Source organism: Brevundimonas sp., from assembly GCF_023259385.1.
GTDB lineage: Bacteria > Pseudomonadota > Alphaproteobacteria > Caulobacterales > Caulobacteraceae > Brevundimonas.
On sequence record NZ_JAHFPF010000025.1, the window covers coordinates 1 to 21,241 of the forward strand.

The 21,241-nt window shown below is 68.6% G+C and carries 24 protein-coding genes; 15 read left to right on the forward strand and 9 right to left on the reverse strand.

From position 1 onward, the window contains the following. Nucleotides 1-181 precede the first annotated feature (181 nt). Nucleotides 182-502 (forward strand): UrcA family protein, encoded by a 321-nt coding sequence (locus tag Q0C81_RS03250; protein ID WP_291833455.1) that lies wholly within the window; start codon nucleotides 182-184, stop codon nucleotides 500-502. Between the two features lie 84 nt (nucleotides 503-586). On the opposite strand, the gene Q0C81_RS03255 is transcribed toward Q0C81_RS03250, so the two are convergent. Further along, nucleotides 587-2,761 carry a M3 family metallopeptidase gene (locus Q0C81_RS03255; protein ID WP_291833458.1) on the reverse strand — a complete coding sequence of 725 codons (2,175 nt, stop codon included), beginning with the start codon at nucleotides 2,759-2,761 and terminating at the stop codon, nucleotides 587-589. 121 nt (nucleotides 2,762-2,882) lie between these two features. Here Q0C81_RS03255 and Q0C81_RS03260 point away from each other — a divergent pair, with 121 nt between their 5' ends. Beyond that, nucleotides 2,883-3,734 carry a glutamate racemase gene (locus Q0C81_RS03260; protein WP_291833461.1) on the forward strand — a complete coding sequence of 284 codons (852 nt, stop codon included), beginning with the start codon at nucleotides 2,883-2,885 and terminating at the stop codon, nucleotides 3,732-3,734. Between the two features lie 62 nt (nucleotides 3,735-3,796). Beyond that, complete coding sequence (locus tag Q0C81_RS03265) at nucleotides 3,797-4,333, forward strand: hypothetical protein (RefSeq protein WP_291833463.1); 537 nt, start codon at nucleotides 3,797-3,799, stop codon at nucleotides 4,331-4,333. On the opposite strand, the gene Q0C81_RS03270 is transcribed toward Q0C81_RS03265, so the two are convergent. Beyond that, nucleotides 4,290-4,931: a DUF2306 domain-containing protein gene (locus tag Q0C81_RS03270; protein ID WP_291833466.1), complete on the reverse strand. Its 642-nt coding sequence runs from the start codon at nucleotides 4,929-4,931 to the stop codon at nucleotides 4,290-4,292. The two genes, Q0C81_RS03265 and Q0C81_RS03270, sit on opposite strands and share 44 nt — an antisense overlap. 104 nt (nucleotides 4,932-5,035) lie before the next feature. Here Q0C81_RS03270 and Q0C81_RS03275 point away from each other — a divergent pair, with 104 nt between their 5' ends. Beyond that, nucleotides 5,036-5,821: a LytTR family DNA-binding domain-containing protein gene (locus tag Q0C81_RS03275; RefSeq protein WP_291833470.1), complete on the forward strand. Its 786-nt coding sequence runs from the start codon at nucleotides 5,036-5,038 to the stop codon at nucleotides 5,819-5,821. A 2-nt stretch (nucleotides 5,822-5,823) separates the two neighbouring features. Here Q0C81_RS03275 and Q0C81_RS03280 read toward each other — a convergent pair whose 3' ends face one another. Both Q0C81_RS03280 and Q0C81_RS03285 read right to left on the reverse strand, forming a co-directional pair. Continuing rightward, the gene (locus tag Q0C81_RS03280) at nucleotides 5,824-6,354 is read right to left on the reverse strand and encodes a carboxymuconolactone decarboxylase family protein (protein ID WP_291833473.1); all 531 of its coding nucleotides are present in this window, start codon (nucleotides 6,352-6,354) and stop codon (nucleotides 5,824-5,826) included. A gap of 163 nt (nucleotides 6,355-6,517) precedes the next feature. Further along, the gene (locus Q0C81_RS03285) at nucleotides 6,518-7,072 is read right to left on the reverse strand and encodes a peroxiredoxin (RefSeq protein ID WP_291833476.1); all 555 of its coding nucleotides are present in this window, start codon (nucleotides 7,070-7,072) and stop codon (nucleotides 6,518-6,520) included. Between the two features lie 231 nt (nucleotides 7,073-7,303). On the opposite strand from Q0C81_RS03285, the gene Q0C81_RS03290 reads away from it, so the two are divergent. Further along, entirely contained in the window at nucleotides 7,304-8,215 is a 912-nt protein-coding gene (locus Q0C81_RS03290) for an SIMPL domain-containing protein (RefSeq protein ID WP_291833479.1), read from the forward strand. 157 nt (nucleotides 8,216-8,372) lie between these two features. After that, entirely contained in the window at nucleotides 8,373-8,801 is a 429-nt protein-coding gene (locus tag Q0C81_RS03295) for an HIT domain-containing protein (RefSeq protein ID WP_291833481.1), read from the forward strand. Here Q0C81_RS03295 and Q0C81_RS03300 read toward each other — a convergent pair. After that, the gene (locus Q0C81_RS03300) at nucleotides 8,785-9,339 is read right to left on the reverse strand and encodes a hypothetical protein (protein WP_291833484.1); all 555 of its coding nucleotides are present in this window, start codon (nucleotides 9,337-9,339) and stop codon (nucleotides 8,785-8,787) included. The two genes, Q0C81_RS03295 and Q0C81_RS03300, sit on opposite strands and share 17 nt — an antisense overlap. A 298-nt stretch (nucleotides 9,340-9,637) precedes the next feature. Here Q0C81_RS03300 and sdhC point away from each other — a divergent pair, with 298 nt between their 5' ends. Genes sdhC through Q0C81_RS03340 form a run of 8 tightly spaced genes read left to right on the forward strand, consistent with a single transcriptional unit; the run spans nucleotide 9,638 to nucleotide 14,807 of the window. Further along, nucleotides 9,638-10,015, forward strand: a complete 378-nt coding sequence (gene sdhC / locus Q0C81_RS03305) for a succinate dehydrogenase, cytochrome b556 subunit (RefSeq protein ID WP_291833523.1) — start codon at nucleotides 9,638-9,640, stop codon at nucleotides 10,013-10,015. Further along, the gene (gene sdhD / locus Q0C81_RS03310; RefSeq protein WP_291833488.1) at nucleotides 10,012-10,416 is read left to right on the forward strand and encodes a succinate dehydrogenase, hydrophobic membrane anchor protein; all 405 of its coding nucleotides are present in this window, start codon (nucleotides 10,012-10,014) and stop codon (nucleotides 10,414-10,416) included. The genes sdhC and sdhD overlap by 4 nt, the downstream gene beginning before the upstream one ends. Before the next feature lie 3 nt (nucleotides 10,417-10,419). Then, entirely contained in the window at nucleotides 10,420-12,207 is a 1,788-nt protein-coding gene (gene sdhA / locus Q0C81_RS03315) for a succinate dehydrogenase flavoprotein subunit (protein ID WP_291833491.1), read from the forward strand. Nucleotides 12,208-12,209: 2 nt separating this feature from the next. Then, on the forward strand, nucleotides 12,210-13,013 hold the full coding sequence (locus Q0C81_RS03320; RefSeq protein ID WP_291833493.1) for a succinate dehydrogenase iron-sulfur subunit: 804 nt from the start codon (nucleotides 12,210-12,212) through the stop codon (nucleotides 13,011-13,013). A gap of 5 nt (nucleotides 13,014-13,018) precedes the next feature. Next, entirely contained in the window at nucleotides 13,019-13,360 is a 342-nt protein-coding gene (locus Q0C81_RS03325; protein WP_291833496.1) for a gamma-glutamylcyclotransferase family protein, read from the forward strand. A gap of 18 nt (nucleotides 13,361-13,378) precedes the next feature. Beyond that, a complete protein-coding gene (locus Q0C81_RS03330) occupies nucleotides 13,379-13,699 on the forward strand; it encodes a 2Fe-2S iron-sulfur cluster-binding protein (RefSeq protein WP_291833500.1) in 321 nt (106 codons plus the stop codon). After that, on the forward strand, nucleotides 13,633-14,487 hold the full coding sequence (locus Q0C81_RS03335; protein ID WP_291833503.1) for a kinase: 855 nt from the start codon (nucleotides 13,633-13,635) through the stop codon (nucleotides 14,485-14,487). The genes Q0C81_RS03330 and Q0C81_RS03335 overlap by 67 nt, the downstream gene beginning before the upstream one ends. Then, the gene (locus Q0C81_RS03340; protein ID WP_291833506.1) at nucleotides 14,484-14,807 is read left to right on the forward strand and encodes a PilZ domain-containing protein; all 324 of its coding nucleotides are present in this window, start codon (nucleotides 14,484-14,486) and stop codon (nucleotides 14,805-14,807) included. Before Q0C81_RS03335 ends, Q0C81_RS03340 begins: the two co-directional genes overlap by 4 nt. Here Q0C81_RS03340 and Q0C81_RS03345 read toward each other — a convergent pair. Beyond that, on the reverse strand, nucleotides 14,804-15,766 hold the full coding sequence (locus Q0C81_RS03345) for an acyl-CoA thioester hydrolase/BAAT C-terminal domain-containing protein (protein ID WP_291833509.1): 963 nt from the start codon (nucleotides 15,764-15,766) through the stop codon (nucleotides 14,804-14,806). The genes Q0C81_RS03340 and Q0C81_RS03345 overlap by 4 nt on opposite strands. A 69-nt stretch (nucleotides 15,767-15,835) precedes the next feature. Continuing rightward, the gene (locus tag Q0C81_RS03350) at nucleotides 15,836-16,843 is read right to left on the reverse strand and encodes an aldo/keto reductase (protein WP_291833511.1); all 1,008 of its coding nucleotides are present in this window, start codon (nucleotides 16,841-16,843) and stop codon (nucleotides 15,836-15,838) included. A gap of 94 nt (nucleotides 16,844-16,937) precedes the next feature. Between Q0C81_RS03350 and Q0C81_RS03355 the strand changes: the two genes are divergently transcribed. Further along, entirely contained in the window at nucleotides 16,938-17,831 is an 894-nt protein-coding gene (locus Q0C81_RS03355) for a LysR family transcriptional regulator (RefSeq protein ID WP_291833514.1), read from the forward strand. Between the two features lie 144 nt (nucleotides 17,832-17,975). Here Q0C81_RS03355 and Q0C81_RS03360 read toward each other — a convergent pair whose 3' ends face one another. Continuing rightward, nucleotides 17,976-18,830: an HAD family hydrolase gene (locus tag Q0C81_RS03360; protein WP_291833517.1), complete on the reverse strand. Its 855-nt coding sequence runs from the start codon at nucleotides 18,828-18,830 to the stop codon at nucleotides 17,976-17,978. A gap of 38 nt (nucleotides 18,831-18,868) precedes the next feature. Continuing rightward, complete coding sequence (locus Q0C81_RS03365; protein ID WP_291833520.1) at nucleotides 18,869-21,190, reverse strand: ATP-binding protein; 2,322 nt, start codon at nucleotides 21,188-21,190, stop codon at nucleotides 18,869-18,871. Between the last annotated feature and the right edge of the window lie 51 nt (nucleotides 21,191-21,241).

A 21,241-nucleotide genomic window follows, 5' to 3' on the forward strand; every position in this document is an offset into this window, starting at 1 on the left:
TATTGATCGGTAAACGGGAGCCGCTTCGGCGGCTCCCGTCCTGACATAAGTCAGACTTATGTTCAGCTTCACCATTCTCGGCCTCGGATCATTGAATCATCACGGTTGTCGTCTGGCGCTCGTCATATGAGACCATCATCTGACTTGTCGTCGCCGCTCCCCGCGACAGGAGGATGATCCGATGACCAAGACCCTGCTTACCCTCGCCGCCTTCACTCTGCTGGCCGCCGCTCCGGCCGCCGCCCAGGACAGCATCCGCGTGTCCCCCAACGGTCTGGACCTGTCGACGCCCGCCGGCGCGGCGGCGTTCGACGCCCGCGTGGCCGCCGCCGCCCGCGACGCCTGCGTGACGTCTTCGCGCCGGACGCCCAGCGCCGTCTGCATCCGGCAAATCCAGCGCGAAGCGATCCGTCAGCTGCCGCAAGCCCGTCAGGACGACTACGCCCGCGCCCGCCGCAGCGACAGCCCGCAGGCCATGGTCGCCCCCGCCTGGCCGGCGTGATCCCGGGCATGAGGTGCAAAAAGGGCCGGCGGAGATGATCCGCCGGCCCTCTTCTTTTCGTCCGGTCGCCCTGCGGCCGGGCCGTCAGGAGGTCGGGAAGCCCCGCACCTTCAGCAGCGCCCGCACGTCCGGGTCGCGGCCACGGAAGGCGCGATAGGCTTCGGCGCGATCCACAGTGTTGCCCGGGGCAAGCATGATCTCCTTGAAGCGACGCGCGATGTCCGGATTGAACACATCGCCCGACTCCTCGAAGTAGGCCCAGGTGTCGGCGTCCATCGTCTCGGACCAGAGGTACGAATAATACCCGGCCGAGTAGCTGTCCGACGTGAACAGGTGATTGAACTGCGGCAGGCGGTGCCGCATCACGATCTCCTTGGGCATGCCGTAACGCTCCAGCGAGGCCTTCTCGAAGGCGTCGATGTCGGTCGGCGGCGTGGCCTGGGTGTGTAGGTCCATATCGACCAGCGCCGAGGACAGGTAGCTGACCGTCGCGTAGCCCTGGTTGAAGGTCGAAGCGGCCTCGACCTTGTCCAACAGCGCCTGCGGCATCGATTGGCCGGTCTGCACGTGCTTCATGTAGCCGTTCAGGATCGGACGGCTCAGCACCCAGTGCTCGTGCACTTGCGAGGGATACTCGACGAAGTCGCGCGGCGTGCCGCCCAGCGCCGGATAGACCACATTGGACGAATAGGCGTGCAGGGTGTGGCCGAACTCGTGGAACAGGGTCTCGGCGTCGTCCAGCGAGATCAGGATCGGCTCGCCGCCCTCGGCCTTGATGAAGTTGTTGTTGTTCGAGCCGAGGGTGTTCTTCGGTCCGTCGAAGGTCGAATGCGACCGGTAGGTCGTCATCCAGGCGCCCGACCGCTTGCCCGCGCGGGCGTAGTCGTCGGTGTAATACAGGCCGATCGGACGGCCCGCGTCCTTGACCTCATAGACCACCACATCCGGGTGGAAGACCGGCACGGTCCCCGGCGCCAGCTTCTCGAAGGTGAAGCCATACAGGCGGCGCGCCATCTCGAACGAGCCGGCGCGGACATTGTTGAGCTCGAAATACGGCTTCAGCTCATTCTGATCGAGGTCGTACTTCTGCTTCCGGACCTTCTCCGAATAATAGAGATAATCCCACGGCTCGATGTCGTGCCCGGCGATGGCGCGCATGTCCGCCACTTCCTCGGTGACGCGGGCCTTGGCCGGAGCCCAGACGCGGTTCATCAGCTCCATCGCCGCGGCCGGGGTCTTGGCCATGGTGTCCTGCATGCGCAGTTCGGCGTGGTTGCGGTAGCCCAGCAGGCGGGCGCGCTGCTGACGCAGGCGCACGATCTCGGCGATGGTCGAGTTGGTGTCGTTGCGGTCGCCGTTGTCGCCACGGTTCACGAACTTGCGCCACACCACCTCACGCAGGGCGCGGTCATCGGCGAAGCTGAGGAAGGGATCCACGCTGGAGCGGGTGTTGATGATCGCCCAGCCCTGCAGGTTGCGATTGCGGGCGGCCGCCGCGGCGGCGGCCTTGTTCGAGGCGGGCAGGCCCGCGACGCCGGCTTCGTTGGGGATCACCGTCCAGGTGTTCTCGTCGGCCACGACCTTCTGGCTGAAGGCGGTGAAGGCGTTGGCCAGGGCGGTGTTGATCCGGCCCAGCTCGGCCTTGCCGGCGGCGTCCAGCGCCGCGCCCGAGCGGATGAAGCTGTCGCGGCTGCGGGTCGCGATGCGCTTCTGGGCGGCGGTCAGACCCATGGCGTCAGCGTTGTCGGCGACCGTCTTCACGCGCTGGAACAGTTTGGCGTTGAAGCTGATCTCGTCGCCGGCGGCGGACAGCAGCGGCGACAGCTCGGTGTCGACCGCATTGTAGTCGTCCGACCCGATGTTGGAGGTCATGACGCCGTAGATGTTGCCGACCAGATCCAGCGGCTCGCCCGCCATCTGCATGGCTACCAGGGTGTTGGCGAAGGTCGGGGCCTCGGCGTTGTCGGCGATGGCGTTGTAGTCGGCGCGTTGCAGCTCGATGCCTTCCAGCAGCGCCTCGCGCAGCTTGGCGGCGGTCACCTTGTCCCACGGGGGCACGCCGCCGTAGGGGCCGGTCCAGGGCTGCAGCAGTTCCGCGCGCGGGGTCTGCACCGGCAGGACGGCGCGGGCGACCCGAGCGTCCGCTTCGAGACTCCCGGCGGAGGCGCTGGCGCCCAGGGCCGTGCCGGCGGCGCAGCCGGCGGTGGCGGTCAGGGCCATGAGGCTCCCTCCGGCGATGAGAAGTTGACGTCTTTGCATGGGAACTCCGTAGCGGCGGTTCGTTTCCGGGACCCTAGGCCCGCAGGAGGCGGACTGTCACATGAACGCCCTGTAACCTCCAGCCATGGACGGCGCGGAGCCGCGCGGCTAAAGCGCGCCCATGGCCATTGGCGTTTTCGACTCCGGCGTGGGCGGGTTGACCGTTCACCGCGAACTGACCCGACGCTTTCCCGAGCGGGATTTCGTCTATCTGGCGGACCAGGCGAACGCCCCGTACGGCGGCCGGGGCGGCGAGGAGATCGTCGATCTGACCCGCGCGGGCTGCGAACGCCTGTTCGAGGCGGGGGCCAACGTCATCGTCCTGGCCTGCAACACCGCCAGCGCCATCGCCCTGCGCCGCCTGCAGCAGACCTGGGTGCCCGAGGCGCGCGCGCGCCACGGCCGCCCGGTCAATGTGCTGGGCATCATCGTGCCGACGATCGAGGCCGCCACCGGCCTGCCCTGGACCTATGAGGCCGAACGTCTGGGCGACAAGATCGAGGCGCTCGAGATCACCGGCGTCTTCTGCACCGCCGCCACGGCCATGAGCCGGGTCTATGAGATCGAGATCGACAAGCGGCGCGAGGATCTGGCCGTCTTCTCCGAGCCCTGCCCCGGCCTGGCCGGCCTGATCGAACTGGGCGCCCCGGCCGAGGAGCTCGAGGTCGTGGTCCGGGACCATGTCGACGCCCTGCGCCGCCGCATCGGCCGTCATCCGGACAAGGCCATCCTGGGCTGCACCCACTATGAGATCGTGGCCGAGATCTTCGCCGCCGCCCTGCCGCCCGGGACGTCGCTGATCCACCAGCCCACCGCCGTGGCCGACGCCCTGGACCGCTATTTCGAACGGCATCCGGAATATGTGCTGGGCGGTTCCGGCCGCCGCGACTTCCTGACCAGCGGCAAGGCCGGACCGCAGTCGGAACTGGTCAGCCAGTTCTGGGGCGCGCCCCTGACCTTCACGCCCGCCTGACGCCAGACTGTGACTTGACGAATACCGCCGTTCGTCGCCCGATGGCGGCGGGAGGATCGATCATGCTCAAGTCACTGCTCGCCGCCGTCGCCGTGCTGGCGTTCGCCACGCCGGCCGCCGCCGAGGTCGTCGAACGCGGCGCCGACCATTTCGTCCTGCGCTATGTATCGACCCTGGAGACCACCCAGGAGGACCTGATCGTCTCGGTCGAGGACATCGGGAACTGGTGGAACCCCGCCCACACCTACAGCGGCGATTCTCACAATCTGCACCTGTCCCTGGACCCTGGGACCTGCTTCTGCGAGGCCATGCCGGACGGGTCGGCGTTCGAGCACGGCGCCGTCTATGAATATGATCCGGAGACCGGGGTCCTGATCGACGCGGCTCTGGGACCGCTCAAGGGCAAGGCCACACTGGCCAACTGGGGGATCGGCTGGACCGGCGGCCCGAGCGGGGCCGGCTGGGAGATCGTGATGACCTATGTCGTCCGCGGGCCCGGCCTGGGGGCCTACGCCGACGGCGTGGACGCGGTCATGCAGGATCAGTTCTATCGATTCATCCGGTATATCCACTACGGGCCCGAGGCGCCGGAGGCGTAGCGTCCCAGCCCCACAATCTGAGCCACAACTCGATCACGATCAGGTTCGGAACCCAGCACAGGAAGGCGATGGCCGGATAGGCGATCGCGAAATCCAGCCCGTTCATCATCGACAGCGGGATCATGATCCTGAGCGTCACCGCCGCGAAGGTCAGGGCCAGGCTGCGGATCATCCAGCGCCGGTGCTGGGCGAAATCCCCGGCCACGGCCTTGCGCCACGCCAGCGTCGTGGTCGCGAGCCAGACCACGGCCAGCAAGCCGAACCCTAGGCCGGCTAGCGGTCCCGCCGACGTGGTCAGCGCCAGGCCGAGGCCGGCGAGCGCGCCGACCAGGCAGGCGACCACATAGACCCGGCCCGCCATGCGGTGCCACGCCCTTCGCGGACCGCGCCAGGTGACCAGCTGGAAGGCGCCCAGGGCCAGCGCCGTCACTCCGCCCGCCACATGCGCCAGGAAGATGATCGGCCGCGCCTGCAGATGCGTCGCCATAGATTCCGCCATGACCGGCGACGGCAGCAGGAAGCGGGCGCTGAACAGGGCGACGGCGAGGCACATCAGGGCCAGCAGGCCAAACAGGGTCGTGGTCGCCACGCGCTGCATGAGGGATCTCCGGGAAAACATGCAGCCCGCTTGAAACGCCCGCACCGGGCGTGTCAGCCTTGATTTCGCGAACGGCCCGATCCGCTTCGTGAACGGAGCAGGGCGTGACGACCGAAGGCGTGAAACAGGGCATGCGGCGTCTGCGCATCGGCCGCTCGGGGATCGTCGAGCTGATCGGCCTGATGCTGCTCGGGTGGTTCCTCGCCGCCACCTCGGCGTTTGACTCGGAAAACGTCCCGAAGCTTCAGCGCTACCTTTTCTGGCAATTCGCCCTGGTCGGCGGCGGCGTCATCGCAGCCATGATCGAGCCGTGGGTCGCGCGGCGGCTTCCCGGCCGACCGCGCCTGTTCGTCCTGGCCCAGTTGATCGCCATGACGCCGCCGATCACCCTCTGGGTGGCGATGCTGCCGGTGGTCCTGTGGGGCGCGACGTTTCAGCCCGCAAAGCTGATCTGGGGCATGCCCAGCGTGCTGACGGTCAACATCGCCGTCGTCGGCCTGGCCTGGCTGGTGCGCACGGCGTTCAAGCAGACCCCCGCGCCCGTCTCCGATGGGGCCGCGCCGCCGGCCATTCGGGTCAAGCTTCCGCCGCGCCTGGCGCGGGCGCGTCTCATCGCCGTCGAGGCGGAGGACCACTATCTGCGCGTCCGCACCGAGGCCGGATCCGATCTGGTGCTGATGCGGTTCGGCGACGCCCTGGACTCGCTGGGCGCCTGCGACGGGTTCCGCACCCATCGCTCATGGTGGGTGGCCCGGACCGGCGTCGAGACCGCGCGCTGGAAGAGCGGGCGGGGCGAACTGGTCCTGTCGGACGGAGCGACGGCGCCAGTCAGCCGAACCTACGCCGCCGCGCTGAAGGGGACGGACTGGGCCGCCCCCGTCACCGCCTAGGTTCAGGCCAGCGCCGCTTCCGACGCCACGATGCGGCTGGCGGCGTGGACCACCGCGCCAATGCGCAGGGCGGCCTGGACCTGGGTGCTGGGCACACCGTGCTTGCGCAGTTCGCCCTCGTGGGCGTCCAGGCAGGCGCCGCAGCCGTTGATGGCCGAGACGGCGGTCGACCACAGCTCGAAGTCCATCTTGTCGACGCCCGGATTGGCGATGACGTTCATCCGCAGCTTGGCCGGGATGGTCGTGTACTCCTGGTTCTTCATCAGGTGCAGGGCGCGGTAGTAGATGTTGTTCATGCCCATGATGGCGGCGGCGGCCTTGGCCGCGTTCATCGCCTCGGGCGACAGGATCGTGGCCGCCTGGGCCTCGATCGCCTTGACCACCGGCGCCACGCCGATGGCGTGAGCCGAGGCCAGGAAGCAGCCCCATTTCTGCTGGTCGTTCAGCACCGTCTCGGCGGCCAGGGAAGACAGGTTCAGCGAGATATCCTTGCCGTAGGCGGGAATGAGGTCGCGCAGGGCGTCGATCGACATGGTTCGGGGTCCTTCCTGGAGGTGAGGTCCGCCATCCGCGCCGACGGCCGGACAGCGCCCTCATGTGTGGTCGCGCTCCGATAGGCCAAAGGCCGGCGCGTTCACAAAACGAAACAGGCGGCGACTTGCGCCGCCGCCTGTCAGGGAAACACGGGCGTTACAGTTACGCCGCCAGCGTCTCGCCGCCCACCGGGCGGTTGCAGGCGCACAGCTCGTCGGTCTGCAGCGCATCGACGACGCGCAGGGTGTCCGCCGGCGCACGGCCGACGTTCAGGTTGGTGACGTAGACGTGCTGCACAACGTTGTGCGGATCGACCACGAAGGTGGCGCGCAGGGCGACGCCTTCTTCCTCGTTCAGGACGCCCAGTTCGCGGGCGAACTTGCCGCCGTTGTCGGCGAACTGCCAGATCGGCAGGGCGTTCAGGTCGGCGTGGTCACGGCGCCAGGCCAGCTTGACGAATTCGTTGTCCGTCGAGCCGCCCAGAACGATGGTGTCGCGGTCGGCGAAGTCCTTGCCCAGCTTGGCGAACTCGGCGATCTCGGTCGGGCAGACGAAGGTGAAGTCCTTCGGATAGAAGAAGATGACCTTCCACTTGCCTTCGAAGCTCTCGTTGGTGATCGGCTCGAAGGCCGAGACGCCGCCTTCTTCGTGGCTGTTGAAGCCCGGCTTCACGCCGATGATCTTGAATTCCGGCAGTTTTTGACCGACGCCCAGCATCGCTGTTCTCCTGGATAAGCTTGAAGGATGGAAATCCGGAGCGCCGGGGGAGCGGCGCCGCAGCCGCGAAATGACGCGTGCGATGCACAAAGTCAATCATTGCAGAGGCGAATGATCGATAGATAATTTTTATAGTCCGCATAGACCCTGACGGAGCCTGACGATTGCCCTTCGCCCCTTTACCCTGGCCGGTTTCAGGGATCAGGTCGGGGTGTAACAGGGAGTTTTCGAATGCGCCGTTTAACCGCCATCCTCCTCACCTTCGCCAGCCTCGCGCCGATCATCGCCCCCGCGACCGCCCTCGCCCAGACGCCGCCCGCCTCCATCGGCGACCGCTACGTGCCCGCACCCTGGTGGATGCGCGATCCGGTCATCGCCTCGGTCGGCTATGTGCGAACCGAAGTGCAGGCCAACCGGGCCAGCTTCGGCGCCACCTTCCAGTCGGTGGAACGCACCGCGACGGAAGCCTCCCGCAAGGCGGCCGATCAGGTCCGCGCCCTCAGCCAGGCGCTGGGCGCCTACGGCGCCGACACCGTCCGGGTCGAGACGACCATCACCACCCGGCCCATCTATGATCAGTATCGCGACGAGAACGGCGTCATGCGCGACAACGTCCGCGCCGACCGCATCGCCCGCTATCAATCCGACGCCTCGGTGTCGGTGACCATAAGAGATGTCGCCGTGTTGGAACGGGTCTACGCGACCGTCATCGCCTCGCAGCCGACCTCGGTCAGCGCCGTCGGTTTCGGCCTGCAGCCGGACAATGCGATCCTAACCTGGCTTCAGGCTGAAGCCGTCAAGGACGCGGCTCGCAGGGCTCGCGCTGCGGCCGAGAACGCCGGAACCAGTCTCGGCGGGGTCAGGGTCATCGACCCGACCGGCCGGGCCTGCCAGACGGATGTCCTCGCCGGATGGCCGTCCTATGGATCGGGCACGGAAGACGCCACGACGGTGCAGGAAGCCGTCGTGACCGGAAACCGTATCGCCGGCTACGCGTCGCCGGCTCCCCCTCCGCCGCCTCCGCCGCCGCCTCGCCCGGGCGTCGCGCCCGACGAGACCCAGATCGAGGCGGCCCGCCTCGCGCTGCAGCCGCCGCTGCGCGAACTGACCGATCGGGCCTGCGTCGTCTATGCGTTGAACTAGAGCGAAATCGGTTGAGTTGGACGCAGTCCAACTCGGCTCAGATTTCGCTCCAGTTTGATGCTGGACCATTTTTTGGATTCAGGTCGTTCCGACCTGAAGCAAAAATGGTCTAGGCGTTCCGCTTGACGCCTCGGCCGCGACGGGCGACCGAGGCGTCATGACCGTTTCCTTCAAGGCCGACCCCGCCTTCGACGTCGGCTCCGTGATCGTGCTCGACTGGCCGCTGTGTCAGGTCCGGCTGCAGGACGACACCCGCTTTCCGTGGCTGATCCTGATCCCGCGCAGGACGGGCCTGCACGAACTGGAAGATCTCGACACGGCCGACCGGGCTGTCCTGATGGACGAGATCCTGAAAGCGGGAGAGGCGGTGCGGCTGTTGGGCGAGGCCGCGGGACGACCGGTGCAGAAGCTGAACGTCGGCGCCCTCGGCAACGTCACGGCCCAGTTGCACGTGCATGTGGTCGGTCGTCGCCATGACGACGCCCTGTGGCCTGATCCGGTCTGGGGCCGGGGCCCGGCGGTTCCCTATGGCGCGTCCGGCCTGCAGGCCGCCGTATCGCGGCTCAGACTCAGTTCGCCCGACTGACCGTCACGGTCCGGGTGCGGCCGCCTTCGGTCAGGGTCCCGCGCCAGTCACGACCCGCGGACTCCAGCATCAGCGCGCCCAGCCCGTCCAGCGTCACCGTTCCGCCCTCCGCCGTGGCCACGCCCGCGCCCGTCGCCCCGCGCCAGCCGCCCTCGACCGGACCGCGGCCGTCGTCATCCAGCACCAGGCCGAACAGGACCCGGCCCTGATCGTCCGAGACCCGCCAGCGGCCGTCCATGGCGCCGGCGCTTTGATCGACGCGGATTTCCGCCGCGGCCACGCCCTGGTCATAGGCCGTCTCGGTATCGCCGGGCGAATACTCATAAGAGCGGACATAGGCCTCGACCGAGACCGGTGCGTCCAGCGGGCGGCGGTGCGCCTCCGTCTCCGCGTCGCCCTGGGCCCGTTCGCGACCGAAGTCGGACGCCGGCTCGAACGGCCGGATCGCCGGCGCCGAATATTGCGCCAGCGTGGACGGATGCGGCGCGGCCTGCTGCAGCAGCGCGCCCGCGAAGGCGAGAACGATGAACCCCGACATGAAAGGAAGCTGCCGCGCGTGGGCCGCCGCGCCTAGTGCAGAAGCGCCACACGCGAAATCGTGATGGACGCCGGGCGCCCCGATCACGCGTCTGAGAGCGCAACTCGACCTTGGCCGCGTTGACCCCCCCGCCGCCGCTGACTAAAGCCTGTTCACCGATTTCGAGCGCCTGATTTCGCTCAGGTTTTTGAGAACCATTCGCAATATGTCGAGCTCCCCTCTGCCGGGCGACGCCTCCAACGATCCGACCGACAAGACCGGCCGTTTCGTGCGTCAGCCCAATGGCCGCATCCGGCCCCTGTCTCCCCACCTCCAGATCTGGCGCTGGCACGTCACCATGACGGCCTCGATCCTGTTCCGGGTCACCATCGGTGCGATCAGCGTCGGCGCGGCGATCGCGGTGGGCTGGCTGGCCGCCCTGGCCTGCGGACCGGAAGCCTATGCCGGCGTGTCGGCCCTGCTGGGCTCGCCGTTCGGCCTGTTCATCGGCTTCGGCCTGACGGTGGTGCTGTTCTCCTTCCTGCTGAACGGCGCGCGCCACCTGTTCAACGACACCGGCAACGGCCTGTCCCTGAAGTCGGCCAACCTGCTGTCGAACATCGCCGTCTGGGGGCCGATCCCGCTGGCCGTGCTGTTCTGGGTCCTGCTGTTCGCCACCGGGAGGGTCTCGCTGTGAGCGGTCCGGCTAAGTTCAAGAACCACGTCAAGATCTCCGAGCGCCACGGCGCCGGCGAGTGGCTGACCGAGCGGGTCGCCCTGGCGCTGCTGATGCCGCTCGGCCTGTGGGTCGTCTCGAGCGTCTTCACCCTGGCGGGCGCCGGCTACGACGATCTGCTGGCCTGGTTCGCCAGTCCGCTGAACGCGGGCCTGCTGATCCTCACCCTGCTGACGCTGTTCCTCTTCGCCAGCCTGGCGTGGAAAGTCATCATCGAGGACTACATCCACAAGCCGCTGGCCAAGACCCTAGCGATCGGCGGCCTGAACCTCGTCTTCCTGGCTCTGGCCGCGGCCAGCGTCTTCTTCATCGTGCGCCTGGCGCTGGGTTCGGCCCCGCTGCCGGCTGGTATCGGAGCCTGATCGGTGGCGGCTGCTTACGAATTCATCGATCACGCCTATGACGTGGTGGTTCTGGGCGCCGGGGGCTCGGGCCTTCGCGCCGCGCTGGGCGCCGCCCAGCAGGGCCTGAAGGTCGCCTGCGTGACCAAGGTCTTCCCGACCCGGTCGCACACCGTCGCGGCCCAGGGCGGCATCTCCGCCAGCCTGGGCAACATGGGCGAGGACTCGTGGAAATGGCACATGTACGACACCGTCAAGGGGTCGGACTGGCTGGGCGACCAGGACGCCATCGAATACCTGGTCCGCGAGGCCCCCAAGGCGGTCTACGAGCTGGAGCACTGGGGCGTGCCCTTCAGCCGGACCGATGACGGCCGCATCTACCAGCGCGCCTTCGGCGGCATGACCCGCAACTACGGCGAAGGCCCGGTGCAACGCACCTGCGCCGCCGCCGACCGCACCGGCCACGCCATCCTGCACACCCTGTACGGCCAGTCGGTCCGTCGCGAGGTCGAGTTCTTCGTCGAATATTTCGGCCTGGACCTGATCATGCAGGACGGCGTCTGCACCGGCCTGACGGCCCTGAAGCTGGACGATGGCACCCTGCACCGCTTCCGCGCCAAGATGGTGATCCTGGCGACCGGCGGTTATGGCCGCGCCTACTTCTCGGCCACCAGCGCCCACACCTGCACCGGCGACGGCAACGCCATGGTGCTGCGTGCCGGCCTGCCGCTGCAGGACATGGAGTTCGTGCAGTTCCACCCAACCGGGATCTACGGCGCCGGCTGCCTGATCACCGAGGGCGCCCGCGGTGAAGGCGGCTACCTGACCAACTCGGAAGGCGAGCGCTTCATGGAGCGCTATGCGCCGACCGTGAAGGACCTGGCCCCGCGCGACATGGTCAGCCGCTCCATGACCATCGAAATCCGCGAAGGCCGCGGCGTGGGTCCGAAGAAGGACCACATCTTCCTGCACCTGGATCACCTGGATCCGGCGATCCTGCACGAACGCCTGCCGGGTATTTCGGAATCGGCCAAGATCTTCGCCGGCGTCGATGTGACCAAGGAGCCGATCCCGGTCCTGCCGACCGTCCACTACAACATGGGCGGCATCCCGACGAACTATCACGGCGAGGTCCTGACCCTGCGCGACGGCAACCCCGACAGCGTGGTTCCGGGCCTGATGGCCGTGGGCGAGGCGGCCTGCGTCTCGGTGCACGGCGCCAACCGTCTGGGCTCCAACTCCCTGACCGACCTGGTCGTGTTCGGCCGCGCCGCCGGCCTGCGCACCGGCGAGATCGTCGACAAGGCCGGCGCCGTTCCGGACGCTCCGGCGGCCTCGACCGACGGCCACCTGGCCCGCCTGGACCGCTTCCGCTTCGCCGACGGCTCGACCCCGACCGCCAAGCTGCGCATCGAGATGCAGCGCGCCATGCAGTCGGACGCCGCCGTGTTCCGCACGGGCAAGACCCTGGAAGAAGGCGTCGCCAAGCTGCGCGCCATCCATGCCCAGGGCGCGGACATCAAGACCACGGACCGCGGTCTGATCTGGAACACCGATCTGGTCGAGACCCTCGAGTACGACAACCTGATCGATCAGGCTCTGGTCACGATCGAGGGCGCCCTGAACCGCACCGAGAGCCGCGGCGCCCACGCCCGCGAGGACTTCCCGGATCGCGACGACGTCAACTGGATGAAGCACACGCTCGCCTGGAAGACGCCGGGCGACCAGACCAAGATCGACTACCGTCCGGTGCACAATTACACGATGTCGGACGATGTCTCGTACATCGAGCCCAAGGCGCGGGTTTACTGAAGATGGTCCAGCTCACTCTCCCCCGCGGCTCCAAGCCCACCACCGGCAAGGTCCACAAGGCCCCGGCCGGCGCGCAGAACGTCAAGACCTACAAGGTCTATCGCTACGACCCCGAGGTCGACGCCGACCCGCGCTGGGACGTCTATGAGGTCTCGGCCGACGACCACGGCCCGATGCTGCTGGACGCGCTGATCCACATCAAGAACGAGATCGACCCGACCCTGGCCTTCCGCCGGTCGTGCCGGGAAGGCATCTGCGGCTCCTGCTCGATGACCATCGACGGGCGCAACGCGCTGGCCTGCACCAAGGGCATGGACGAGTGCGCGTCCAACACGATCTCGATCGGGCCGCTGCCGCACCAGCCGGTGGTCAAGGATCTGGTGACGGACCTGAGCCTGTTCTACGCCCAGTACGACTCGATCCAGCCCTATCTCCAGTCCGACGAGCCGGACCCGGAGAAGGAACGCCTGCAGTCGCCGGAAGACCGCGCCAAGCTGGACGGCCTGTACGAGTGCATCCTGTGCGCCTGCTGCTCGACCTCCTGCCCCAGCTATTGGTGGAACCAGGAAGAGTACCTGGGTCCCGCGGCCCTGCTGCAGTCCTACCGCTGGATCGCCGACAGCCGCGACGACGCGACGGACAAGCGCCTCGACGACCTTGAGGACCCGTTCAAGCTCTACCGCTGCCATACGATCATGAACTGCGCCCAGGTCTGCCCCAAGGGGCTGAACCCGGCCGAGGCCATCGCCAAGACCAAGAAGCTGATGGTCGCGCCGGGCCGCAAGAAGGAAAAGGCCTCGGCCTGATCCGGATGACCGAAGCTCTCCTCTTCTCCTACGGCACCCTTCAGGATCCGCGGGTGCAGGAGGCGAACTTCGGGCGGCGGCTGGACGGTTCGGTGGACGCCCTGCCGGGCTATGACCGCACCCTGGTCGAAATCACCGATCCGGAAGTCATCGCCGAAAGCGGCCTGACTCATCATCCGATCGTCCGCCCGACGGCCGATGGCGGCGGGCGGATCGACGGCACGGTTTTCCACATCACCGAAGCCGAGCTTCGCGCCGCTGACGACTATGAGGTCGACGACTACCACCGCATCCTCGTGACACTGCAATCCGGGCGGGTCGCCTGGGTCTATGTCGCCCGTTCATAGTCTGCTAGCAGCCCATCAATGGCGAAGATCACCTACATCGAGCATGACGGCCGCGAGCACGTCGTCGAGGTCAAGAACGGCCTCAGCGTCATGGAAGGCGCGATCCGGAACAATGTGCCCGGGATAGACGCCGACTGCGGTGGGGCCTGCGCCTGCGCGACCTGCCATGTCTACGTCGACGAGGCCTTCGCCGCCGAGACCGGAAGGGCCTCGGCGATGGAGGAGTCGATGCTGGACTTCGCCGAGAACGTCCAGCCAAACAGCCGCCTGTCGTGCCAGATCCGCGTGTCGGACGATCTGGACGGCCTGATCGTGCGGCTGCCGGAAAACCAGCACTGACCGACGCCCGGCCCGATCTGGTCGCGCTGATCGGCGGCCTGATCGCCGCCGGACCGAAGGATCGTCCGCCCCTGATCGGGATCGCCGGGTCGCAGGGCTCGGGCAAGACGGCTCTGGCGCGGGCCGCGGCGAAGGCCTTCGGGGCGGTGCAGATCTCGCTGGACGACGCTTACCTGACCCGGGCCGAACGCGAGGCCATGGCGCGGAAGCTCCATCCCCTGTTCGCGGTCCGGGGACCACCGGGGACTCATGACCTGAGGCTGCTGGAGCGGACGGTGACGAGCCTGTCCGCGGCGGGGCCGGACGACACGACCCCGATCCCGGCCTTCGACAAGCTGACGGACGACCGCGCGCCCGAACAGGACTGGACGCCTTTCAGAGGACGGCCGGCGGCGATCCTGATCGACGGATGGTGCCTCGGCGCGGTCGCCCAGGACGACGCTTCCCTGATCGAGCCCCTGAACCCGCTCGAACGGGACCAGGACTCGGACAGTGTCTGGCGCAGGGCCGTGAGCGGTTTCACCGGCGGGACCTACCGGGCGCTGGCCGAGCGGCTGGACGCGCGCGTATTCCTCCAAGCGCCGGGGTTCGAGGTGGTCCTGGACTGGCGCTGCGAGCAGGAAGAGACGTTAAGGGGCCGGGCGCTCAGCGAGATAGAACGCGGCCGGATCGCGGATTTCATCCAGGCCTTCGAACGCCTGACCCGCCATATGATCGACGGCGGCGTGCGCGCGGACGTGGTGGTGAAACTGGATCGAAACCGATTGCCGGTCACGGTGTCCGCATGAGTTCCCAGGACCGCCGTTTTGAACCGCGCTCGCCCGCCAATGCGCGCGGGATCGTCGGCGCGGCCGGGCTCGAGATGCCGTGTCTGATCGGGGACGTGTCCGGCGCCGGACTGAAGGTTCGTCTGGACCGCAAGCTGGCCCTGCCGCCCCAGGTGCAGGTGGTGGACATCGCCCAGGGCGTCGCCATCGAAGCCGACGTGGCCTGGTCGAAAGGGCAGGAGGCGGGATTGAAACGAAAGGGCCAGTCCAGCCTGCGCGGACTGACCCCCTCGCGTTTCGCGGCGGCCCGCGCCGCCTTCCTGAGAGCCGGCGGGCGCTAGTTCGCCAGGGTTCGCGTCATGAAGGCCACGACCTGGGGCCAGGCGTCCTGGCGCGCCGCCGCATCGGCCTCAGGCGACCCGCCGCTGCGGTTCGCCTGACGCACCCCGCCGTCGCCGACCAGGTCGTGACCGGCGTCCGGATAGACCAGTGCGGTGGTCTCAAGACCCGCTGCGCTCCGTGAACGGACGATGTTGCTCACCGCCGCGGCTGAATCCCACTGGGCGTCCTTGCCGCCTGCGATCAGCAGCAGGGCGCCGGGGTAGGCCTCGACCGGAATGCGGGCCGCAGCCTCCTTCTCGGGATGATCGGCGCGGCCGTTGGCGTGGATGGCGCGCAGGTCGGCGGCGGGCCCCGCCAGCAGGCCCTCGACAAAGCCGCGATAGGGCATGAAGGGCAGCGCCTGGCCGCCGAATGAGAAGGACGACCGCGTGCCCTCGGCCTCCACCATTTCCAGACCCCAGCCCTCCCAGACCACGTCGGTGGGGGCGTAGGCGACGACGCTGTCGATCCACGGATAGCGGCTGGCGGCGATCAGGGCGAACTCGGCCCCCTTGGAGGCGCCGAACAGGCCGAAGCGCTCGACGTCAGCGCCCGGCATGCCGCTCAGGGTCTCGCGCAGGTCGGCGATCTGGTCGACGCGGATGTCGATGAAGCTGCCCGGCAGGTCTGGGAATTTCGGCGGCGGACCATACTCGCCCCAGTTCGGCGAATAGTAGGGCAGGCCGACGGCGGCATAGCCCATGCGGGCCAGGATGGGGCCGAAGCGGGTGCTCGCCTCGTCATTGCCGTCCGCGCCGTGGAGGATGACCACCACAGGCTTCGGGGCCTGGCCCACGGTATAGAGGACCGCGTGCGGGAAGCCCGCGATAGGGCGCTCGGTCACGGTTTGAGCCGCCGCCACGCCCCCGAAGGCCAGCAAGACGAAGGCGGCCAGAAGTCCGGCCATTCGATGAAGCATCTGGAATTCCCCGGCGGACCATCCGCCTTCATGGAGTAGTCGTCGCCGGGAGAGCCTTTGGATGCAACCTCAGCCGCGTTCGCTGTCCATGTGCTTCATCTGGGCTTCCGGATAACGGGATCCGGCGGCCGAGCCCTTGGGCGCGGCGGCCTCCAGCGCGGCGAGATCGGCGGGCGTCAGGACGGCGTCGAGCGAGCCCAGCGCCTCCGTCAGGCGCTCGCGGGTGCGGGCGCCGATGACCGGGACGATGTCATCGCCCTGCGCCGCCACCCAGGCGATGGCCGCCTGGGCGACCGTGAGGCCGCGCCCCTCGGCGACGCCGCGAAGGGCGTCCACCAGGGCCAGATTGCGGTCCAGGTTTTCACCCTGGAAGCGCGGGCTCATGGCGCGGAAATCCCGACCCAGCGCGCGGTCCTTGGACCAGTGGCCGCTGATCAGGCCCCGCGACAGCACGCCGTAGGCAGTGACGCCGACGCCCAGCTCGCGACAGGTCGGCAGGATGTCATCCTCGATGCCGCGCGAGATCAGCGAATACTCGATCTGCAGATCGACGATAGGAGCGATGGCGGCGGCCCGGCGGATGGTTTCCGCCCCGACCTCGGACAGGCCGATAAGCCGGATCCAGCCCTTCTCGACCATGCGGACCAGCGCGCCGATGGTCTCCTCGATCGGCACAGCCGGGTCCAGGCGGGCCGGGCGATAGATGTCGATGTGGTCCACCCCCAGCCGCTGCAGAGAATAAGCGACGAAATTGTAGAGGGCCTCGGGACGGCTGTCGTAGCCGTTGAAGGCGCCGTCGGGGTCGCGCAGGGCGCCGGTCTTGACGCTGAGGATGACGGCGTCGCGGTCGCGGCCCTTCAGGGCCTCGCCGATCAGCATCTCGTTGTGGCCCATGCCGTAGAAGTCGCCGGTATCGAGCAGGGTGATCCCCTGGTCGAGGGCTGCATGGATGGTGGCGATGCTCTCGGCGCGGTCGGCAGGGCCATACATGCCGGACATGCCCATGCAGCCGAGGCCGAGGGCGGATGTTTCAGGACCGGTGCGGCCGAGCCGGCGGGTAGGGAGGGAAGCGGTCATCGAGGATCTCCTTATCGGTGGAGCGATATGTGCGCCCTTCCCCGCCGTTCGATAATCCGCCAATGTCCGCATGAGCCGTTCGGAATAGCGAACAATGAATCCCTCCTACGACGATCTGGTCTTGCTGGCCGCGGTGATCCGCCATCGCGGGTTCCGCCGGGCGGCGGCCGAGGCGGGGGTGTCGCCGTCCAGCCTGAGCGAGCGCGTCCGGGCGCTGGAGGATCGGCTGGGCGTCCGGCTGCTCAACCGGACCACCCGCAGCGTCAGCCCGACCGAGGCGGGGGAGGCGCTGATGGCGCGGATCGGTCCGGCGCTGGAGGATCTGGCTCAGGCGGTGGCGGCGACCGGCCTGCCGGCCGACGCGCCGGTCGGGCGATTGCGGATCAATGCGCCGGGCGCGGCGGATACGGCGCTGGGGCCGCTGATCGCGCCCTTCCTGGCAACCCACCCGGGCGTGCAGATGGAGATCGTGATCGACAACGCCTTCACCGACGTGGTCGGCGAGGGCTTCGACGCGGGCGTGCGCTATGGTGAACGGCTGGACAAGGACATGATCGCCGTGCCGCTGGGCGGGCCGGAGCGGTTCGTGCTGGTGGCCGCGCCCGCGCTGCTGGACCGGGTCGGGCGGCCGGAACGCCCGGAGGATCTGGCGTCCCTGCCCTGCCTGCGGATGCGGCTGCCCGGCGGGGTCATGGCGTGGGAGTTCGAGAAGGACGGGCGGACAGTCCGCATCCAGCCGCAGGGGCCCCTGACGATCAGCGACGCCTCAATGGCCCGGACCGCGGCGCTGGACGGGCTGGGCTTCTTCGCCACCTTCGAGGCCTGGGCGCGCAACGACATCGCCGACGGACGGCTGGTGTCCCTGTTCGAGGACTGGCTGCCGCCCTTCGACGGGCCCTTCCTCTACTATCCGTCGCGGCGACATGCGCCGCCGGCGCTGGCGGCCTTCGTCGCGTTCGTCCGGGAGCGGAACAGGGTGCGAGGGTAGGCTGTAAGACTCTCCCTCCCCCTTTGGGGGGATGTCGGCGCGAAGCGACGACAGGGCGGGGGACGACGGGGCAGTTTCTCCTTGCGAGGGCGCCCCACCCGGCCTCGCATCGCTCGCCCTCCCTCCCCAGGAGGGCAGGGAGAACTACACCCCGTCCGGCATCGTCCCGGCGTTGATGGCGATACGGCCGATCAGGCCCTTGACGATCAGGTCCAGCGCCGAACCCTCGCGGTAGTCGGCGGCAGCGACGAAATTGACCCGGTCCTCGGAGATCAGGGAGTAGATTTTCTTCTGATCCTTCTCGTTGAAGCGCGGGTCGTAGACCGCGATCGAGAAGCCGCCCTTGGTGTGCATCATCTTCATGGTCGGGACGTCGGTGTCCCCGTCACCGAGGAAGATCATCCGCTCGAACGGCACGGGCCGGTCCTCGTCGGCCATGAATTTGTTGATCTTGTCGTGCTCCCAGTGGTTCAGCACGCCCTTGTTGATGCGGAACAGATACTGGGTCTTGGTCGTGTAGTTGACGCCCACCGCAGGCCAGATCGCGACGCCGTGCTCGTCATAGACAAACTTGGACGCGAACACGTGGTGGAACTCGTCCCGGATCGGGCAGCCGTCGATCATCTCCTCCAGCCCGGCGGAGATGATGTAGTGCTCGATCTCCAGGCCGTATTCGGCGCCCTTGGCGTTGATGCGGTCGAACCAGCCCTTGCCGGTCAGATCGTTCTTCAACCCGTCGAACAGCTTCACGTCCTGGCCGTGCTCGCGCAGGGTGTCGCGGGTGATCGGCGCATCGTTCTGGCGCGCGTGGGCCAGCATCAACTGCATGTACATCAGGATGCCGTCGCCGTCGGCGGCCTTGGTCAGGGCTTCCGCCTCGGCCCAGAAGTCGCCGATCCCCATCCCGATCGACGGAATGAAGGTGACCTCCTGCATGTTGCCGCGCGCGAGGGTGCCGTCGAAATCATAGATGAGGGCGGTCTTGAGGAGCTTGGCCATGGGCGAAATCCAGAGGTGTTCCGCCGCTCTATACCAAACTAGCCGAGCCGCAACTCCGGCGCGGCCGCCACGCCCGCCGCTTCCAGCGGCAGATGCAGGATGAAGGCGGCGCCCTTGCCCGGCTCGCTCTCGACCTCGGCCCAGCCGCCGTGCAGCTCGACGAGCGCCTTCACCAGCGCCAGGCCGACGCCCGGACCGCCGCGCTCGCGCCGGACGAAGCGGTCGAAGACATGGGCCTGCAGGTGATAGGGAATGCCCCGTCCGGTGTCCTCCACACGGATGCGGACCTCGGCCGGCGCGCCCTCTGCGATCAGGCTGACGCCGCCGCCGTCGCCCACCGCGCGGGCGGCGTTGTCCAGCAGGTGTTCCAGCGCCTGACCGACCCGCTGGGCGTCGGCGCGGATGGGGCGCAGCCCGGCCGGGCAAGCGACCGTCAGCGTCGCGCCTCGACCCTCGATCCGTGCACGGACCTTGTCGGCCGCCGTATCCAGCAGGTCGCAGACCCGGACGTCGCCGAGGGTCAGCTCCATCTCCCCGGCGTCGATCTGGGCCATGTCCAGGACGTCGTCGATGGAGCTGGCCAGCTGGCTGGCGGCGACGCGGATGGCGCCCGCGTGCTGACGGCTGCGCTCGGGCAGTTCGCCCTGCAGCTCCAGCAGTTCGGAATAGCCCACAATGGTCGTCAGGGGGGTGCGCAGCTCGTAGGAGACGCTGCCCACGAACTCGCGCTTCAGGGCGGTGGATTCCTCCAGCGCCTGGGCCTTGGCGGCCAGGGCCTGCTCCAGGTCGCGGCGGGCGGTGACGTCGGAGAAGGCGACCAGGGTCGCGCCGTCCGGCAGGGGACGGGTCTGCCATGAGGCGACGCGGCCGTCGACGGTGCGGCCCTCGCCGGAGATCGGCACCCGGCTTTCCGGATCCGGGTCGGCGACCCGGGCCTTGAGGCCGAGCCACAGGCTGGGGTCGGGCATGGTGGTCTGGCACAGGGCCGCGACGGCGTCGAAGTCGCCGGCGGCGCGCAGCTGGTCGCCGCTGACGCCCCAGAAGGTCTCGAAGGCCTCGTTGTGCAGGCGGATGCGGCCGTCCGACCCGAACACGGCGACGGCGTCGTTCAGCTTGTCGAGGGTGGCGGTCTGGACCTGGATCTGGGCGTTGAAGCGGCTGCGCAGCTTCAGCTCGTCGGTGATGTCCGAGAACAGCAGCAAGACGCCGCCCAGCGGGTGGGGCTGGCGCACCATGCGCAGGGTGCGGCCGTCGGGCAGGGACCAGCTGTCGTCCGGGGCGGCGGCCGCGGCGCCGTAGAAGTCCAGCTCGCGCGCCTTCCATCCGGCGTAGTCGACGACCTCGGGCAGCAGCCGGCGCTGACGCAGGCGGTCCAGCAGTTCGGCGTGGGTCGGGCGCTCGTCGAGCCAGGCGGGGTCCAGGCTGAACAGGGACTGGAAGGCGGTGTTGTGGAACGCCAGCCGCTTGGACGGGCCGAAGATGGCGACCGCGTCGGCGAGGTGGTTCAGGGTCTCGTCATGCGCCTCGACGTGACGGCGCAGGGTGTCGCGCGTCTCTTCCGCCTCGGTCATGTCCAGGGCGAAGGCCAGCACGCCGCCGCCCGGCGCGGGCTCGGCCACGATGCGCCAGGCCCGGCGGCGACCGCCGCCCGTGGTCCAGCGGAAGCCTTCCTGACGCTGATGCAGGCGCCCCGCCTCGGCGACGATGGCGTCGGCCCCGCGGTCGAAGGTCAGACCCTTGTCGCGGGCGGCCTCGGCGGTCTCGACCTTCATCTCGGCCAGCCAGGCGCGGTTGGCCCAGGCCAGGCGTCCGCCCGCATCGACCACCCAGGTCGGGGCCGGATAGTAGTCGGCCAGCAGGCCCAGGCCGCTCTCGGCCGCCGTGCCGATCAGGCCCAGACGCGACAGGCGCAGCCAGGCGGCGCCCGCGGCCGAGCGCCCTTCCACGGCCCAGGCGCCGGACTGGCCCTCCAGCACGGCGTCGAAGGCTTCGCCCCGGTCGATCAGGCCGTCCAGGCGCGCGCCGGCGGCGGCGCGGACGGCGTCCAGCACGACCAGGACAGGGTCGGAGGCAACCACATCCGAGTCCGTCATCAGATCACGGACGATCACGTCCCAGGTGGCGGGCGACCCCAGCCGGTCGGCGCCGCCGCCCGGGGTCAGGGCGATGCGCACGTCCTCGAAGGCGGCCAGCGCGCCGTCTCGGGCGGAGATGTCGGCGTGGGCGCGGCCCATGGCCGCCTCGAGCACGCGGTTGCGATCGGCCAGCCGCCCACGCAGCCGCGCGGCCCAAGCGCTGAGCGCCAGGGCGAGGCCCGCGGCGCCCGCGGTCGCGACATAGGCGATGTCCGCCTCGGCCATTGTGTGTCGATCAGCTCCCACGCTCCGATTCGGTAACCATACCTGATGGGG

Bases quoted from the DNA above. Each gene is read 5' to 3' on its own strand.
- Q0C81_RS03250 (WP_291833455.1), top strand. From the start codon at position 182: ATGACCAAGACCCTGCTTACCCTCGCCGCCTTCACTCTGCTGGCCGCC.
- Q0C81_RS03295 (WP_291833481.1), top strand. From the start codon at position 8,373: ATGACCGTTTCCTTCAAGGCCGACCCCGCCTTCGACGTCGGCTCCGTG.
- Q0C81_RS03360 (WP_291833517.1), bottom strand. From the start codon at position 18,830: ATGGCCAAGCTCCTCAAGACCGCCCTCATCTATGATTTCGACGGCACC.
- Q0C81_RS03255 (WP_291833458.1), bottom strand. From the start codon at position 2,761: ATGCAAAGACGTCAACTTCTCATCGCCGGAGGGAGCCTCATGGCCCTG.
- Q0C81_RS03350 (WP_291833511.1), bottom strand. From the start codon at position 16,843: ATGACCGCTTCCCTCCCTACCCGCCGGCTCGGCCGCACCGGTCCTGAA.
- Q0C81_RS03365 (WP_291833520.1), bottom strand. From the start codon at position 21,190: ATGGCCGAGGCGGACATCGCCTATGTCGCGACCGCGGGCGCCGCGGGC.
- Q0C81_RS03265 (WP_291833463.1), top strand. From the start codon at position 3,797: ATGCTCAAGTCACTGCTCGCCGCCGTCGCCGTGCTGGCGTTCGCCACG.
- Q0C81_RS03280 (WP_291833473.1), bottom strand. From the start codon at position 6,354: ATGTCGATCGACGCCCTGCGCGACCTCATTCCCGCCTACGGCAAGGAT.
- Q0C81_RS03290 (WP_291833479.1), top strand. From the start codon at position 7,304: ATGCGCCGTTTAACCGCCATCCTCCTCACCTTCGCCAGCCTCGCGCCG.
- Q0C81_RS03260 (WP_291833461.1), top strand. From the start codon at position 2,883: ATGGCCATTGGCGTTTTCGACTCCGGCGTGGGCGGGTTGACCGTTCAC.
- Q0C81_RS03300 (WP_291833484.1), bottom strand. From the start codon at position 9,339: ATGTCGGGGTTCATCGTTCTCGCCTTCGCGGGCGCGCTGCTGCAGCAG.
- Q0C81_RS03330 (WP_291833500.1), top strand. From the start codon at position 13,379: ATGGCGAAGATCACCTACATCGAGCATGACGGCCGCGAGCACGTCGTC.
- Q0C81_RS03345 (WP_291833509.1), bottom strand. From the start codon at position 15,766: ATGCTTCATCGAATGGCCGGACTTCTGGCCGCCTTCGTCTTGCTGGCC.
- Q0C81_RS03325 (WP_291833496.1), top strand. From the start codon at position 13,019: ATGACCGAAGCTCTCCTCTTCTCCTACGGCACCCTTCAGGATCCGCGG.
- Q0C81_RS03320 (WP_291833493.1), top strand. From the start codon at position 12,210: ATGGTCCAGCTCACTCTCCCCCGCGGCTCCAAGCCCACCACCGGCAAG.
- Q0C81_RS03355 (WP_291833514.1), top strand. From the start codon at position 16,938: ATGAATCCCTCCTACGACGATCTGGTCTTGCTGGCCGCGGTGATCCGC.
- Q0C81_RS03285 (WP_291833476.1), bottom strand. From the start codon at position 7,072: ATGCTGGGCGTCGGTCAAAAACTGCCGGAATTCAAGATCATCGGCGTG.
- Q0C81_RS03270 (WP_291833466.1), bottom strand. From the start codon at position 4,931: ATGCAGCGCGTGGCGACCACGACCCTGTTTGGCCTGCTGGCCCTGATG.
- Q0C81_RS03340 (WP_291833506.1), top strand. From the start codon at position 14,484: ATGAGTTCCCAGGACCGCCGTTTTGAACCGCGCTCGCCCGCCAATGCG.